Genomic DNA, 15,491 nt, shown 5'->3' on the forward strand with positions numbered 1-15,491 from the left:
CTCGGTCGCTGTTTTGGGGGTGGTGGTTGTTTGATCAAGGTGACAGGAGGATTCGGCGTCGCAGGAGGTCGAAGTTGGCCCGGCCGTACATCTGTCTCTTCAGCAGTTTGATCCTGGTGACGTTGCCCTCGACCGCTCCCGAGGTGAAGGTGGTGGTCAGGGCGGCGAGTACGGCTGCTCGGTCGCGCCGTATGCCGGCGGCCAGGGTGCGGAGTTCTCGTTGTCCGTCGAGGCGGACATCGGCGGGCCAGACGTCGAGTGCCAGGTGCTCGCTGCGGCGTTCGCGCACCATCGAGGCCAGGCGGCGGGCGTACTGGGTGGTCGTGGCCAGGGCAGGACTGCGTTCGCACAGCTCGTCGAGCGGTGACACAGGGCGCGGTCGCGGTTGTAGACGCACATCAAGAACGAGTGCGGGTTGTCGTAGACGGTCACGGCCGGGTTGCCCAGGATGTCCCGGGCCTGCCGGTGCGTGCGGATGGACCCGGCGAACGTGGGGGCCTGGGCGGCGGCGTGGATCGCTCGCCGGGCGGCCGGCCCTGAAATCCCGGCTCCGGCGGCGAGATCGTCGTGGAGCCCGGAGGAGTCCGACCGGCACAAGGCCGAAAATGGAAGCTGTCCGTTCACCGACCCACGGGTAACATCCGCCGAAGGCCGATTCCAGCCGCCGCACGGGGCGCGGCCTCGCGCCGACGCTCACCCATGGAGGGCCGAATGCCGACTTTCAGATTTGTCAAGTACCTGACATGCACGGCATCGGCCGTGCTCCTGCTGACCGCGCTACCGGGTACCGCCACCGCCGCCCCGGCCCCCTCGACCCCCACCACACGCCCCGTCGCCGCGGACGCCGCCTGGCAGCCGCCACTGTCGACCCGCGGGCGGTACATCGTCGATGCCAACGGGTCCCGCTTCCGGCTGAAGTCGGCCAACTGGGACGGCGCGCAAGGGTCGTGGACCGGCAGCGGCAGCACCGGTGACTCCGCCAACCACCACGCCGGGCAGAACTCCCACGGCATCCCGCTCGGCCTGGACCGGGTCACTCTGCCCCGCCTGATGGCCGATTTCCACGAACTCGGCATCAACAGCATCCGGCTGTCGTTCTCCAACGAGATGATCCACAGCACGGCGCCGGTGCCGGACGCCGCCGTGGCGGCCAACCCGCAGCTCCGCGGCAGGACACCGCTGCAGGTCTTCGACAGCGTCGTGGCCGCGCTGACCGGAGCGGACTTCGCGGTCGTCCTCAACAACCACACCAACACCTCCCGTTGGTGCTGCGGCCTCGACGGCAACGAGCGCTGGAACAGCAGCCAGTCGGCCCAGCGGTGGGCGGACGACTGGGTGTTCATGGCCCGCCGCTACGCCCACGACCCGCGGGTGGTGGGCGCCGACCTCTACAACGAGGTACGCCGGGACGTACTGGACGACCCCAACTGGGGCCTGGGCGACGACCACGACTGGTACGCCGCCTCCCAGCTCGCCGCGGACCGCATCCTCACCGAGGCCAACCCCGACCTCCTGATCGTCGTCGAGGGGATCAACTGGACCGGCCTGCCCGTCGACGGACTGCCGCACGGCCGCCCCCAGCTCACCCCCGTACGGACGCTGTCCCACACCCTGGTGGCCTCCGACAAGCTGGTCTACTCGGCCCACTTCTACGGCTACACCGGTTCCCGCCACAGCGGCGCCACCGGCATCGGGGAGACCCACGACCCCCGATACCAGGACCTCACCCGCGAGGAGCTGTACCGGACGCTCCAGGACGAGGCCTTCTTCGTCGCCGAGGACGGCGGAAAGCACTTCACCGCCCCCGTGTGGATCAGCGAGTTCGGCAGCGGTGCCAACGAGTCGGGGGCGGCCGCCCGCGCCTGGTTCGGCAACATCACCGACTACTTCGCCGACCACGACGCGAACTTCGCCTACTGGCCCCTGGTCGGCTGGGAGGGACACGACGACTGGTCCCTGCTCCGCTACGCCCCGGACGGACGCCGGTCCGGTCTGCTCGACCAGGCCGACTGGCGCGGCGCCGGCTGGGACCGTCTCATGTCCGCCCCGTCGGTCACCGGGCCCGTCGACGCGGTCCCCGTGTGGCGGCTGCTCACCACCGACCACGGCGACCATGTCCAGTCACTGCGGACCCGGGCCACCGGAGACTGGGCGCCGGGAGCCTCCAAGGCCGTCTGCCCCGACGGACTGCGGCTGATCGGCCTCGGTCACACCTCCGGCCGGGGGCTGTGCACCGACGTCACCGCGGGCGGCCTGCGCGCGGCGGACGGTTCCCACACGGTCGTCACCGACGAGCGCCACGTCCCGCAGGGCGGCGACTGGGCCTCGGGCTACACCAAGCTGCAGTGTCCGGCCGGCCAGTTCCTGATCGGCTACGCGCACCGCGGCGGCCGTACGGCGGCGGCCCTCTGCGCCCCGGCTCGCTCCTCCCTCGGAGACACCGGGCGGACGGTGTGGTTCGACCGGTCCGACAACCGGCCCGCCGACGCCGCCGGCGGTGACTTCGCCAACCGTGACTACAAAGGCCAGTGCGCCGACGGCGAGTACGCCGCCGGGATCGCCTTCACCGCCCGCATCGGCAGCTCGGCCGGGCCCGCCGCGCTGCTCTGCCGCGGGCTGACCTGACGGCCGACCGCCGTCGTGCACCTCGTTCAGTGGAGTGCTGGAACCATCAGGTACAGGCCGTACGCGACAGCGGCCACGCAGGCCGTGAAACACAGGACCGCGACCGCCTTCATCAGCGGGGCCGGCCTGCGCGAGCCGCTGTCGGCGGGCGTGTCCCCGAGAGGGGCCTCCGGTGGCGCGAGTGCGCGGACACCCAGCGAGAACACCGTCACGAGCCCGACCGTGGTGCCGACACCGACGAGGGCCACTTCGCCCAGACTGCTCCAGTTCAGAGCCATGGTCCGCCCTCTCAGACTTTCGCTCGGACGGTGTCCGAGCGCAGATCCACCGTGTGCGCGTCGTTCACATTGCGCGAGGTGACCGGGTGCCGACGGGAAACCGCCACGATGAACGCCGCCGCGGCGACCGCGACCAGGGCGACCAGGACGGTACCCGCCGTGCCGCCGTGGACGACCAGGAGCGCGGCGAGCGCGCCGACGGCCGCGGCGGCGGGCAGCGTGACACACCAGGCGATGGCGATGCGCGCGACGATCCCCCACCGCACTTTGGCGAGTCTGCGGCCCAGCCCCGCGCCGAGGATCGCACCGGAGCAGACCTGCGTGGTGGACAGGGCGAAGCCCAGGTGAGCCGAGGTCAGAATCACCGTCGCGGAGGACGATTCCGCGGTGAAGCCCTGCGGGGCCCTGATGTCGGTGAGGCCCCTGCCCATGGTCCTGATGATCCTCCACCCGCCGAGACAGGTACCGAGGGCGATCGTCAGACCGGCGGACCCGATGACCCAGAGCGGCGGCCCCGAGCCGGGGGCGAGCGCGCCGACGGAGATCAGGGTGAGCGTGATGACGCCCATGGTCTTCTGAGCGTCATTGGTGCCGTGGGCCAGGGACACCAGCGAGGCGGAGCCGACCTGACCGAGCCGGAAACCGCGGTCGACCGAGGTTTCCCGGCCCCGGGCGGTCACCCGGTAGGCGAACCATGTGGACAGCAGCGCCGCGACCCCCGCCACCAGCGGAGAGACGAGTGCCGGAAGGATGATCTTGTCGATCACCACGTCGAAATGGATCCCCGCCTCTCCGACCCCCACCCACACGGCACCGATCAGCCCGCCGAAGAGAGCATGCGAGGAACTGGACGGCAGCCCCAGCAGCCAGGTCGCCAGATTCCACAGAATCGCACCGACCAGCCCGGCGAACACCATGCCGGGCGTGACCACAGCGTCGCTGACGATGCCGCCGGAAATCGTCCGGGCCACCTCGGTCGACAGAAATGCACCCGCGAGATTGAGCACGCCACTGACCAGAACGGCGTACCTGGGGCGCAGCGCCCCCGTAGCGACCGAGGTCGCCATCGCGTTCGCCGTGTCATGGAAGCCGTTGGTGAAGTCGAACGCCAGAGCGGTGAGGATCACTACGGCGACAAGGAACGTAATGTGGTCCATTCGATGGATACAACCGCAGCGGGTCGCACCCCTGTCACCGGACGCAGCCGGATCGCCTCATGCTTCCCACCAACGGCGCAGCGCCTTCGCCCCCGGAACAGCACCCGCTGGGCACCCTCGTAGTCCTGGCTTCGGCGCGGGTGGCGCGGATTGCCGTGAGGGCGAGGAGCGGCGCCAGGCCGAGTGCGACCATGACCATGCCCGCCGGGTCCGGCCCGGTCGGACCCGGCGAGGGGTCCTGACCGAAGACCGGCCTCCCTGGTTCGCGGGAGGCCGGATCCCCCGAGGGGCAATTGCTCACGCCCGTCACGGTCCGGGTTTACGCGAAGAAAGCGGTGAGTTCCCGCACGATGTCGTCGGGGCGTTCCTCAGCGAGGTAGTGTCCCGCCCCCTTCAACTCGACGTAGCGTGCGTCTGCCGCCAATCCCTCCATCTGCGCGAGAAGGAGCTCGTAGTACTTCCCCCCTATTCCGAGCAGGGGCATGGTCAGTACCGGGTAATCCCTCAGATCGGCGATGTCCTGCTGGAAGGTCTGGTACCAGCCGTTCCCCCCGCGGATCGCATCCGGCGTGTCGTACGCGGCGGCGTAAATGGCTCGGGCCTCCTCACCGAAGGCTTTGGGGTCCCCGCCCTGAAGGCCGATCAGCCAGTCGATGATGAAACGGAATCGCCCTTCGAGGAGCTGCTCGGGCAACTGGTCGAGCTGGTTGAACGCGAACCACCACGGTGCCGGTTGGCCCGGCTGGGGCAGCATGCGCATCTCGTTGAACACCTCGGTAGGATGCCCGGCCTCCCACAGAGCGACCTTCCGGGTCGCTTCGGGGTGGTTCGCGGCGAAGCTGTACGCCACCATCGACCCGATGTCCTCGCCCGCGATATAAGCCCGGCTGTGTCCGAGGGCTCGAAGCAACTCGTAGATGTCCCGGGCCATGGTCTTCTTGTCGTACCCGTCCGCGGGCTTGTCGGAGTCACCCATGCCGCGCAGGTCCGGGGCAATCACCTGGTAGTGCCGCGCCAGTGGCGGCATGATCTTGTGGAACTGGTACCAGGTGCGCGGCCACCCGGGAAGCAGGACCAGGGGGTCACCCTGGCCTCCGACGACATAGTGCAGCCGCGTGCCGTTGACCTCGGCGAAGCGTCTTGCGAAACCCCTGAGCCTCGGCACCCTCGGCTTCCGGTCCCCCGGGGCGGCCGCGGCGGGGCCGGCCGTCAGGCCGAGCAGGGCCGCAGCGCCGGCACCCGCGGTGACGCCGAGCACATCACGTCTGCCAGGTCGGCGGGAGAGCTCGGGGCCGTCGGACTTGTTGGGGCTCATATGCGGAACTCCCTCGCGTTTCGCGGACTTTCGTCACGTTCGCCTGCCGCGGAGTGGCGGCGCACAGGCGGTCGCCCCCCGCTCACTTAAGTACCGATCGGTACCGATCGATACGGAGGAGACTGTAGCACTTCTGAACCGATCGGTGCGGAAGGATGCGCGAGGGGGGCCGAGCCACGGGACGTGACGGAACGTGGCCTGTAGCCGGTCATGGCTGGTGCGGCATCGAGTTCGACGGCGGCGCCGCCAGTCATTCGGGTCGCCCGGGAGGGGCGCCTTCAAGCCCCCGGATCACGAGTGGAGCGTGGCGTCGGCCGGCGCGAGCAGGACTGGGTCCGGCGCCGCGCTCGGCACCGGCGGAACCGGCGGACCCGGTACTGGGCCCGGCGGGTCCCCAGGTACCGGAGGTATTCCTGGCGACGGTCCACTCACGCCCTGCCCCCTTCGGACGCGGCCCCACCGCACACCATTGAACCCGGCCACGCCCAGGAGAGACGGAGCGGCGCAGACGAATCAGCCGGAACAGCTCATCGAGACGGAGCACTTCGGCCGCTTCCGAGCAGCCCCGCGACCACCAAGTGCAGCTGAAGCAGCAGGAGTTGTTCACTACTCAAAATCATTTGAAGGCGCAGCCTGACGCTCCACGCTCTTCAGGCCGCGCACGGCCGGGATCGCCAGCAGCAGTGCGCAGGCAACGAGCGCCATGGACGCGGACACGGACAGCAGCGGCACGGCCCCCACGACGACCGCGAGCGGCCCGGCCACCGCCTGCCCGACCGGCTTCATCACCAGCGAGCCGGCCGCGTCGTACGCATGTACCCTGCCGAGGACATTCTGCGGGATGTGGGTCTGCACGCTCGTGTGGAACATGACGATCCAGAACGCCATGCCCACGCCGCTCACCCCGTAGCACCCGGCGATGAGCGGCGCGGGAAGGGCGAGAGCGACACCCAACGGCATGAACGCCCAAAGAACCATGGAGAGGGCGCCGGCCCGGAGCGGATACCGCGGGCGGAGCCTGATCGCGACGAGCCCGCCCAGCACACTTCCCGCTCCGAGGGACGACATGACCAGACCGAACGCCGATGCTCCGTAGTCGGTGACGAGCGCGCTGTTCCCGAGGGTCATAGCGGGGCCGGCCCCGGCGAGTTGCCAGAGCATGAAGACGACGATGACGCTCCACAGCCAGGTCCTGGCCCGGAACTCCCTCCAGCCCTCGACGAGATCGGCCCGGAACGACGATTCGCCGTCCCGCTCAGCCGGGCCCATCGGGACCGAGCGAAGCAACAGGAGGCAGGCGCCGCTGGCCGCATAGGTCAAAGCGTCGAGAGCGACCACCACCGCAGGAGAGGAGACCGCCAGCAGCAGACCGGCCAGAGACGGTCCGATGACGACTGAGACGGACTCCGAGATACGGAGGGTGGCGTTGGCCTTCTGCACGTCCTGGGCTATGAGCGGGGTGATGCTGGCAACTCCCGGCTGGAAGATTGCGCCGCCCGCCCCAATCAGGGCCAGCAGCACCAGGATCTGCCCCAACTGCGGTGTACCGAGCAGGAACAGCAGCGCGAGCACTCCTTGAGAGCACAGCCTGGCCGTGTCCGAAACGACCATCAGACGCCGAGCACCGAAGCGGTCGGACATGACCCCGCCAAAGATGATCAACGCCGCGAACGGCGCTACGAGCGCGGCGAGCGCATAGCCCACGCCGCTCGCCCCGTACCCTGCCTGGATCACGGCGGCTGTGATCGCGACGGGGAGCATCGAGTCGCCCAGCAAGGAGGTGGTGCGGGCGGTGAAGAACAGCCGGAAATCCGCTGTCCACAGCGGCGGATCGGACGAGGTCTCCTTGGCTTGCAGGTCACGGGTCATGTCCGAGCCGGCCACCGCTCACCGTCCCACGTATGCCGTTGATTCCGACCAAGGCGACGATCTCACGCCGCGACCCTCCGCGGTCTACGCAATTTTTGGTCGGCAGGTTCCGCGCGTGCGCGCGTTTGAAGACACCGCCTGCTTGCTCCGCCACACCGGTCGGCCCGGAACCGTACGGGTGGCCTGTCCGGCCGCGTCCGGCCACGGAGAAGAAGTTGGGCGTTCCGCGATCGCGCGGCTGCCCAGCCCCTCGGCCGTCAGGGCGGCTCAGCGGTGAACCATGCAGGTGCCGCCCGCGGTCGCGAGCAGCGGAGGCAGGGCGCGTATCGGCGGAGCGGTCGGCACGGGAATCGACGCCGGCCCGGAGCTGCAGGAGCGCGAACGCACCGGAACGGCCGCGGTCACCGCCACGATCCGCGATGCCCTGGAGCAGCGCCAGGTGAACGCCGGGACGGCCGAAGTGATCGCGCGGCTCGCCACGGTGGCCTTCCGGAACGCCTTCCGGCACTGGATCGAGGCCAAGGGACACGAGAGTTTCGGCAGTTGCCGGAAGTCCGTGACGCACGAACCAGCACGCCGCCCTCGCCGGGACATGAGAAGGACGTCCGCCCAGCGCCGTAACCGGTCACTTCAGGAGGGGACCGGCATCTCCACGTGTCCCGCCTCTTGTTCACCTGCCGTGGTGCCGGGGCGCGGAGCCACGCCCCGGCGGCTCCCTGTCGGGATCAGGTCGTCGTCGACGGCTCCTCGCGGAGGGCGTCGACCACGGCGCGTTGCAGGACCGCCGATACGTGGACCAGGGTGCCCTTCTTGCCCATGGAGGTATCCCTGACGAGGTAGCTCCGTTCGCCCAGGTACTCCAGGGTGGCCGAGTCGAAGATCCAGGCGGTGCGCTCACCCGTCCGAGTGTTGTCGCGGGCCACACCGATCCCGTGCCGGCCGGCCGCGTCCACCGCGTCGGAGTCCTCGGTCACGCCGGGGATCTTCGCCGCGGCCTTGTAGAGGGCGGCCGCGGTCCTCGGCGGCATCACCGTCTCCCGCAGCAGCTCACCGATGGCGTCGAAGGCGTCCTGGGCCGGATCCCGGTCCTCGGCCGGGGTGTCGCGCGCGTTCTGGTCCCGGGTGATCTCGGCGCCGAGCCGCCGGAGCAGGGCGTCGGGATCGGTGGGCAGTGAGGCCAGCCACGTGTACGTCGGCCGGTCGAGGCCCGCCGGGATGCCGACGGCGGGCTCGCCGTCCGGGACCCCGACCGTGATCGGGAGGTACGAACCGTCCTGGTGGATCAGGCCGACATCGATCACCGGTCCCGCCTTCTGCGACATCCAGACCTCCCGCTCGCGGGGCTCGGTCAGCTTCACCGGGCCACCGAAATCGCCTTCGTTCCCGGTCTGCAGTGTCTTGATGTACACGAACTGGTCGCCGGTGGCCGCCTGTCCGCCGCTCTTCTCGGCGACCGAGGCGATCCGGTCGAGCAGCACGGTCGCACCACGCGGGACCGCTGCCCGGGAACCCGTACCCGAGGCGGACGGTGCCGGAGCGCTGTCCTGGCCGGTCACGGCGAGGGTGGTCAGCAGCACCCCGCCCAGCGCCAGTCCGGCGGCGGGCAGCAGGAGGGCGGGGCGCAGGAGGCGGGGGCGTGCGGGGGCGCGGTCGCCGTCCTGGTCGATCAGACGCATCAGGGTGTCCTTGTGGTGGAGATGACGGCCCGGGGGCAGGTCCCGTTCGGCCGGGGCCGGCAACAGCCGGCCCAGTTCCTCGCGTTCGGCCTGCTCGGGGCCGGAGGTACGGTCGTTCATCGGGCTTCCTCCTGGATGGGCAGGGCCACGAACGCGGCCCTGCTCTCTACCTCTCCGCGGCCGGGGCGGGGTTCCCTTGCGGATCGGACCGCTGCTCCGGGTCGTGCGTCTCGGGCGGACCCGTCCGGCGTCCGGCCCAGTTCCTCGTCGGTGAGCCGTCGCAGCCGGTTACGGGCACGGGACAGCCGCGACCGCACGGTGCCCACCGGGATACCCAGGGCCTCGGCGGCCTCGACGTAATCCAGCCCGGACCAGACGCAGAGGAGCAGCACCTCGCGTTCCTGGCGGCGGAGCCCGGCCAGTGCCTGCTGGACCGCGGCGAGCCGTCGTGCGTCGTCGACGCGGCCGGCCGTGGCGTCCGCGATGTCCGCCACCGGTTCCGGGGCGGAGCGGCGGGCCAGGAAGGCCAGGCGCCGCCCTGTACCGCGGTTCGCGTTGCGCGCCTTGTTCGTGGCGATCCCGAGCAGCCAGGGCCGCAGCGAGTCACCCTCCGGCTCGACTGCATGACGGGTACGCCAGGCGGCGAGGAAGGTCTCGGACAAGACCTCCTCGGCCGTCGACCAATCGCCCGTCAACCGGTAGGCGTGGTTGTAGACCGCCCGCGCGTACTCCTCGTAGAGCGCGGCGAACGCCTCGCGGTCGCCCGCCCTGATACGTGCACGCATGCGCTCCCGATCTCCCTGTTCAGTACACCTCACACCACCTACCTCTCCGGCCGGGCCGAGGGGTTCCGGTGACCCGTGCCACACCGCGGGGCCACCGATGCCGGACGGCCTGCCCCGCAGACGGCCGGTGCCGACGCGGCCTCCGCAGGTGTTCGGGCTCGGGCTCGCCGCGATTTCCGCCCACTACCTGCTGTTGCGCGGCTTCTGAGCGTTCGAGGGCACGGGCACTCCGTCGTTCAAGGCGGCCTGGATCGCGGGGGTGGACGTCAACCGCCCCCGGCCGCTGCGGGAGGCCGCCGTGACGGCCACGGCGTTGGCACCGACGATCACGGAGACGGCGGCCCACGCGGCCGCATCGAGGTGCTGGTGGAGTACGACGAAGCCGACCAGGGCGGCGAAGACCGGGTTGACGCTCATGAACACTCCGAAGAAGTGTGCCGGGACACGCCGTAGCGCGAGCAGGTCGGCGAGGAACGGCACCGCCGAGGACAGCACTCCGGCCGCCAGCGCGCAGGCGAGGGCGGCCGGGGTGGGGGGATGCTGCCAGAGCATCAGGGCGCCGACGGGGATGTAGAGGGCGCCGGAGACGGCTGCGGCGGCGGCCGAGCCCTCCAGGCCGGGCAGGCGGCGGCCGACGGTGCGGTTGAGCACGATGTAGCAGCCCCAGCACGTTGCGGCCAGCAGTGCCATGCCGATGCCCAGGTAGTCGGTGGAAGGAGAGGGCCGGGTGAGCACCACGACGGCGGCCGCGGCGGCCAGAGCGCACAGGGCATCGATCCGGCGGCGGGAGCCCGCCAGTGCCACCGTCAGCGGGCCGAGAAACTCCAGCGTGACGGCCAGCCCGAGCCCGACGCGGTCGATGGCCGTGTACAGGGACAGGTTCATCACGGCGAACACCAGCGCCAGCCCCAGCACCGGCCGCCACTGCGCCGCGGTGAAGGACCGCAGGCGCGGTCTGCCGACCGCCCACAGCACTCCGGCCGCCACCCACTGGCGGATCGCGACCACCCCCGCCGGGCCGATCACCGGGAATGCCAGCGCTGCCACCGCCGCTCCGGCCTGGTTGGACAGCCCGCTGCCCAGCATCAACGCCACACCGGTCCGGCGGCTCCCGCCACGGCCCGGTGTGCCGCCGGCGGCGAGGGCCTGCCCGGCGTCCTGCGAGCTCTTCAGCACCATGTCCTCACCGTGCGGCCTCCACGCGGATACGCAAAATGCATCTACAGCGCTATCGATACGCTGAACGTATGGATGGACGCCGAAGGAACTCCACCGGACTGGAGCTGAAACACTTGCGCTGCCTGGTCGCCATCGTCGACACCGGCAGCTTCACGGACGCGGCACTCGAACTGGGCATCTCCCAGGCCGCCGTCTCCCGGAACCTGCTCGCCCTGGAAAAGGTCCTCGGAGTGCGGCTGCTGCACCGCACCAGCCGGACGGTCGTTCCCACCACGGCCGGCGTGCAGATCCTCGCCCGCGCACGCCCTCTGCTCGCCGGCGCCGACGAACTCGTCGCCGAAGCCACAGCAGGCCACAGCCGCCTGCACATCGGTCACGCCTGGTCCGCCTTCGGCCGGCACACCACCGAATTCCAGCGCCGCTGGCACCACGACCACCCCGAGACCGAACTGCGGCTCATTCGCCACAATTCTTCCACCGGGGGGCTGGTCGAAGGACTGTGCGACCTCGCCGTCATCCGCACCCCACTCGACCTCAGACCCTGGTCACACGCCCTCGTCGGCCACGAGCACCGCTACCTGGCCCTTGCCTCCGACGACCGGTGGGCCCGCCGACGCGGCATCCGCCTGGACGAAGTCGCCACACGCACCCTCGCCCTCGACCGCCGCACCGGCACCACCGCCGTGAACCTGTGGCCCGAGGGCGAACGACCCGCCGTCGAGTACGTCCACGACATCGACGACTGGCTCGCCGCCATCGCCTCCGGCCGCTGTATCGGCGTCACGCCCCAGGCCACCGCGGCACAGTACCGCCGTGACGGCATCACCTACCGCCCTCTGCGCGACGCCGAACCGGTCCCGGTCCACCTCGTCTGGCGCCGGCAGGACCCCCACCCCGCCACCCACGCCGCCGTCGCCCTCGCCATCGACCTCTACCGCAAGAACGAGCGCCCCGTGTGAACCTCCCGCGCATCAGCGTCATACCCAACGGCCGGCCCGCCTGACCGAACATCGTCGCGGGCTGCCACCCACAACCGCCGAACACGCCCTCGACAGCGGACCAGTTCGTCCTGCCCTGCGAGCGTGTGTCCGAGCCGGCGCACCCCCGAGCGGGCACCGCCGCGCAGAGGGAGCCGTACGCGAGTGCCGCGGGCCTGGTCGCCGCCGGCCGGGATGTCAGTCGACGCCCGCGTCGCGCATGGACACACGCGGATGGCGCCATCGGCGGCACCGGGGACGGGCATCCGCCCGGCCGCTGGACACCAAGGACAATGGCGGGCCGCGGGACACCCGGCTCCACTCGGACCCGACGGGGCACTCCTTCACTCTGGCCGTCCAGATCTGACGGCACCCGAGCCGGCCCCGGCTGGAGAGGGCTGGCTGGAGAGAAAGCACATCCGCGTCCCCTCCTGTCGACGATTCCGCAAGAGGTCCCCGACCCAGCCCTGGCGTTGCGCGCCTGCGTTCCGGAAGGAGCGCGCAGGCCGGGCTCGAGCACCGCACGGACCTGCCGAAGGTGGCCGACTGGACCTGGTTCGGTTGACCTGATCAGAGCGCGGGCAGCAGCGTCTTCTCCGACCAGTCGAGGAAGGGCTCCTGGTGCTCGCCGCCGATCTGGATCAGCGCGATCTCCGTGAAGCCGGCGTCGATGTACGGCCGCACCGCTTCGGCGAAGACGTCCGGGTCACTGCCGCACGAAACGGCCTCGGCGATGTCCTCCGGACGGACGTGGCCGGTGGCTCCGGCGAACGCCGCTGGACTCGGCAGCTCCGAGTTGACCGGTCACGGCCCCAAGGACCAGCGGAACTCGTCCTAGGCGCGCGCGACGGCCGCGGCCCTGTCGGTGTCGTAGCAGACGGGGAGCCGGCCGATCCTCGGCTTTCCCGTACCGCCTGCACCTCACAAATGACCGGTGTTTCGATCCCCTCGGAACTGCAAGTCGACCCAGGAATCCTTCTGCCGAAAGGAGACACCTGATGAGCACGATCACGGATTCCGTGGACGTCCAGGTCCCGATCCACACCGCGTACAACCAGTGGACGCAATTCGAGGAATTCCCAGGAGTTCATCGAGGAGCGCGGCGGCAAGAGCGGCGCCTGGCGCGGCCGGATCCCCTCGTCCTGACCGGGCGGTCAGCCGTACGGCCCGGAACGGGCCCTGGCCGACGCGGGCGTCGCGGCCGTTCCGTCACCCGAATCGGAAGGCCGTGTATCACCGGGAATTCGGGGCATCCGATTCTTCAGGAGGTACTGAAATGATTCCGCTGCTTCTGGTACTGCTTCTCGTCCTGATTCTTTTCGGGGCGGGGTTCGCGGTGAAGGTTCTCTGGTGGATCGCCCTGGCTGTGCTGGTCCTGTGGCTGCTCGGTTTTGTCGCGCGGAGCGCCGGCCCCAGCAGGGGGAGGTCGCGCTGGTACCGGTGGTAGCCGTATCCGAAACGGCGCCCCCGGGCCATGACGACCGGTAAGGAAAGGGCGGCGAAGGCTTTCCGCCGCCCTTTCCCGTCGACGCCGCGCCCTGCGCGTCCGGGCTGTTCGAATCACAGAAAAAGCCTCTCCGTCCAGCTCAAAAGCCAGACAGGGGGACGGCACAGTCAGCGCTTCTCGCGACGGTCGACCACGGCCTGACCGTGCATCAGGAAAGTCGGAATCGACTCAGCATGAGTGCGAGTCAGGAGCCATCAGAGGTGACGAAACCCGCACATCCATGCTCACCGCAGGGCTTGGGCGATCCCCCGCGTCGCCCACGAATACCGCAAAAGCGCTGGTCAGGTAGCATGCCCTGGCAAACAGGTCAGCAAAAACTCAGCATCACACCGGAGGCAGTCGCCGTGACCAGCAAGACCCTTGCCAGCGGCATTGGGCACGTTCCACAAGGCATGCTCATGCTCGAAACCTACTCGCTGCCCGCACTCCTACGTGATCAGGTACAGAGATGCGCAAGGCAAGCAGCGAGAGGAGAGCGGATTCCCCACCCAGGATGAGGCCAAAGACAGGCTCATCAAGCTACACACGGAGAAGAGGACCACACCCGCCGGCATCGTGGAGCAACGTCGAGAGCTCGGAGAGATGCGCTTCGAGGAATTCGCCACGGAATGGCTACAGCAACAGCGACACCTCACGGACGGGTCACACAGGGTGGTGAAACCTTCCCTAAATAATTGACTGATCCCACGACTCGGCAGCCGACGCATGAATACTTTCACTCCACGGGTCACAGAAAAAATTCTTGATAGATCTAGAAAGAGAGAAGGTCAGCGACAGCATCCAATACCGCTCCTTCCAGACCCTCCGATCCGCCCTAAAGGCGGCCGAACGCCAAGGTGCAACCATTTGCAACGCAATGGATGGAGTAATTCAACCCAAATACTCCCCCGAGAGAGTAGTGGTACCGAGCCTCGAAGAGATTCGCCTCGCGAGAGAGAGCGATGATGAAATCAGACTGCTCGTTGACGTCATGTCCGGATGCAGCCTTCGAACCGCAGAGGCATGCGCAGTCAATATCAACAACATTGTCGCCGATGACGTCTACAGGATAACCGAACAGATTCACAATAAGTCAGGAGCACGCACCCCCCTCAAGCACCGCGAGAAAGGAGAATTCCGCGAAGTCCCCCTTCCACCAAAGACACGGTCGGCCATACTTGACTACATAAAGAAAAGCGGCAACAGCGAACAAGAGTTCCTGCTCCGAACAAGCCATGCAAACCACTGGACCAACGGGATAACGAGCTACAGATGGAACAAAGCCCGAAAGAATTCGGGAATATCGAAAGATCTTCGACTGTACTCGATGCGCCACTACTTCGCCTCAAACTACCTCTCGAATAACATACCGATTACCGATGTGGCCGAATAGATGGGGCACAACTCCATCGAAATAACGTTTAGAACCTACAGGTTCTTGATGCCGGGATCAATCGGCAAGGCGGCAAAAATTCTTGACTCCGGACTAGCACTGTGAACTCTCTCCATAATGCAATCCAGGATTTGTTCCACGCGCAGGTGCCGTTGGACTACGTGCGCCGCGTTTTCGACGTGACCGCGGAGACTCCGCGGCACACCTACTGAGGTTGAACTCGTGGAGTCGTAGGGGCTGACGGCTCGTCGTCCGTGCGGTATCACCGGAGCATGCGGTATCCACAAGGGGGCGGGCTGACCGCCGAACGGCAGCAGTTCCGCGAGGTGTTACGGCTGAAGGCCGCCGAGAGTTTCGCCCAGGGCGAGGCGAGCTCGGTGATCGCCAGGGACCTGCGGGTCAGCGTCCGCTCGGTGCAGCGATGGCGGCAGATGTGGGACGAGGGCGGTCCGCGGGCTCTGCGGTCACAGGGGCCGGCATCGTTGCCGAGGCTGAGCGAGAAGCAGTTCACCCAGCTGGAGGCGGAGCTCGCCAAGGGGCCCGCCGCGCACGGCTGGGAAGACCAACGCTGGACCCTGAGCCGTGTGAAGACGGTGATCGGCCGACGCTTCCACCTGAACTGCACCATCCAGGGCGTGCGCAAGCTCCTGGTGCGCAACGGCTGGTCCTGCCAGGTCCCGGCCCGACGCGCCATCGAGCGGGACGACGACGCGGTGGCCGGGTGGGTCAAGGAGGTATGGCCCTGCGCGGA

At 68.8% G+C, this 15,491-nt stretch carries 13 protein-coding genes and 2 pseudogenes; 6 read left to right on the forward strand and 9 right to left on the reverse strand.

The window, feature by feature from the left end; translation table 11 throughout:
• Positions 1-34: 34 nt before the first annotated feature.
• The gene (locus tag ACFXKG_RS18840; protein ID WP_384839821.1) at positions 35-370 is read right to left on the reverse strand and encodes a transposase; all 336 of its coding nucleotides are present in this window, start codon (positions 368-370) and stop codon (positions 35-37) included.
• A 341-nt stretch (positions 371-711) separates the two neighbouring features.
• On the opposite strand from ACFXKG_RS18840, the gene ACFXKG_RS18845 reads away from it, so the two are divergent.
• Complete coding sequence (locus ACFXKG_RS18845; RefSeq protein WP_384839824.1) at positions 712-2,625, forward strand: glycoside hydrolase family 5 protein; 1,914 nt, start codon at positions 712-714, stop codon at positions 2,623-2,625.
• 26 nt (positions 2,626-2,651) lie between these two features.
• Here the strand turns inward: ACFXKG_RS18845 and ACFXKG_RS18850 are convergent, their stop codons facing one another.
• The 7 genes from ACFXKG_RS18850 to ACFXKG_RS18880 form a co-directional block, all read right to left on the reverse strand.
• Positions 2,652-2,903: a hypothetical protein gene (locus ACFXKG_RS18850; protein WP_384839827.1), complete on the reverse strand. Its 252-nt coding sequence runs from the start codon at positions 2,901-2,903 to the stop codon at positions 2,652-2,654.
• Between the two features lie 11 nt (positions 2,904-2,914).
• Positions 2,915-4,060: an anion permease gene (locus ACFXKG_RS18855; protein WP_384839829.1), complete on the reverse strand. Its 1,146-nt coding sequence runs from the start codon at positions 4,058-4,060 to the stop codon at positions 2,915-2,917.
• A 319-nt stretch (positions 4,061-4,379) separates the two neighbouring features.
• Positions 4,380-5,375, reverse strand: a complete 996-nt coding sequence (locus ACFXKG_RS18860) for an alpha/beta fold hydrolase (RefSeq protein WP_384839831.1) — start codon at positions 5,373-5,375, stop codon at positions 4,380-4,382.
• 606 nt (positions 5,376-5,981) lie between these two features.
• On the reverse strand, positions 5,982-7,244 hold the full coding sequence (locus tag ACFXKG_RS18865) for an MFS transporter (RefSeq protein ID WP_384839834.1): 1,263 nt from the start codon (positions 7,242-7,244) through the stop codon (positions 5,982-5,984).
• A gap of 725 nt (positions 7,245-7,969) precedes the next feature.
• Positions 7,970-9,040, reverse strand: coding sequence for a CU044_5270 family protein (locus ACFXKG_RS18870; protein ID WP_384839837.1), 1,071 nt, complete (start codon positions 9,038-9,040; stop codon positions 7,970-7,972).
• Entirely contained in the window at positions 9,037-9,705 is a 669-nt protein-coding gene (locus ACFXKG_RS18875) for an RNA polymerase sigma factor (RefSeq protein WP_384839840.1), read from the reverse strand. The genes ACFXKG_RS18870 and ACFXKG_RS18875 overlap by 4 nt, the downstream gene beginning before the upstream one ends.
• Positions 9,706-9,888: 183 nt before the next feature.
• Positions 9,889-10,791 carry a DMT family transporter gene (locus ACFXKG_RS18880; RefSeq protein ID WP_384839878.1) on the reverse strand — a complete coding sequence of 301 codons (903 nt, stop codon included), beginning with the start codon at positions 10,789-10,791 and terminating at the stop codon, positions 9,889-9,891.
• Between the two features lie 161 nt (positions 10,792-10,952).
• On the opposite strand from ACFXKG_RS18880, the gene ACFXKG_RS18885 reads away from it, so the two are divergent.
• Entirely contained in the window at positions 10,953-11,843 is an 891-nt protein-coding gene (locus ACFXKG_RS18885; protein ID WP_384839843.1) for a LysR family transcriptional regulator, read from the forward strand.
• Positions 11,844-12,431: 588 nt separating this feature from the next.
• On the opposite strand, the pseudogene ACFXKG_RS18890 reads toward ACFXKG_RS18885, so the two are convergent.
• Positions 12,432-12,776 (reverse strand): annotated as a pseudogene (locus ACFXKG_RS18890) (LLM class F420-dependent oxidoreductase); the annotation flags it as partial.
• An 83-nt stretch (positions 12,777-12,859) separates the two neighbouring features.
• On the opposite strand from ACFXKG_RS18890, the pseudogene ACFXKG_RS18895 reads away from it, so the two are divergent.
• From ACFXKG_RS18895 to ACFXKG_RS18910, 4 genes and pseudogenes are all read left to right on the forward strand, one after another.
• Positions 12,860-12,958, forward strand: a pseudogene (locus ACFXKG_RS18895) (cyclase); the annotation flags it as partial.
• A 179-nt stretch (positions 12,959-13,137) separates the two neighbouring features.
• Positions 13,138-13,308, forward strand: a complete 171-nt coding sequence (locus ACFXKG_RS18900) for a hydrophobic protein (RefSeq protein WP_384839846.1) — start codon at positions 13,138-13,140, stop codon at positions 13,306-13,308.
• 802 nt (positions 13,309-14,110) lie between these two features.
• Positions 14,111-14,740: a tyrosine-type recombinase/integrase gene (locus ACFXKG_RS18905; RefSeq protein ID WP_384839849.1), complete on the forward strand. Its 630-nt coding sequence runs from the start codon at positions 14,111-14,113 to the stop codon at positions 14,738-14,740.
• A 272-nt stretch (positions 14,741-15,012) separates the two neighbouring features.
• A partial coding sequence (locus ACFXKG_RS18910) for a transposase (RefSeq protein WP_384839852.1) occupies positions 15,013-15,491 on the forward strand: 479 nt, incomplete at its 3' end.

It is taken from the genome of Streptomyces sp. NPDC059255 (genome assembly GCF_042752355.1).
Taxonomy (GTDB): domain Bacteria; phylum Actinomycetota; class Actinomycetes; order Streptomycetales; family Streptomycetaceae; genus Streptomyces.

Bases quoted from the DNA above. Each gene is read 5' to 3' on its own strand.
- ACFXKG_RS18855 (WP_384839829.1), bottom strand. From the start codon at position 4,060: ATGGACCACATTACGTTCCTTGTCGCCGTAGTGATCCTCACCGCTCTG.
- ACFXKG_RS18885 (WP_384839843.1), top strand. From the start codon at position 10,953: ATGGATGGACGCCGAAGGAACTCCACCGGACTGGAGCTGAAACACTTG.
- ACFXKG_RS18860 (WP_384839831.1), bottom strand. From the start codon at position 5,375: ATGAGCCCCAACAAGTCCGACGGCCCCGAGCTCTCCCGCCGACCTGGC.
- ACFXKG_RS18900 (WP_384839846.1), top strand. From the start codon at position 13,138: ATGATTCCGCTGCTTCTGGTACTGCTTCTCGTCCTGATTCTTTTCGGG.
- ACFXKG_RS18870 (WP_384839837.1), bottom strand. From the start codon at position 9,040: ATGAACGACCGTACCTCCGGCCCCGAGCAGGCCGAACGCGAGGAACTG.
- ACFXKG_RS18865 (WP_384839834.1), bottom strand. From the start codon at position 7,244: ATGACCCGTGACCTGCAAGCCAAGGAGACCTCGTCCGATCCGCCGCTG.
- ACFXKG_RS18845 (WP_384839824.1), top strand. From the start codon at position 712: ATGCCGACTTTCAGATTTGTCAAGTACCTGACATGCACGGCATCGGCC.
- ACFXKG_RS18880 (WP_384839878.1), bottom strand. From the start codon at position 10,791: ATGCTGGGCAGCGGGCTGTCCAACCAGGCCGGAGCGGCGGTGGCAGCG.
- ACFXKG_RS18875 (WP_384839840.1), bottom strand. From the start codon at position 9,705: ATGCGTGCACGTATCAGGGCGGGCGACCGCGAGGCGTTCGCCGCGCTC.
- ACFXKG_RS18850 (WP_384839827.1), bottom strand. From the start codon at position 2,903: ATGGCTCTGAACTGGAGCAGTCTGGGCGAAGTGGCCCTCGTCGGTGTC.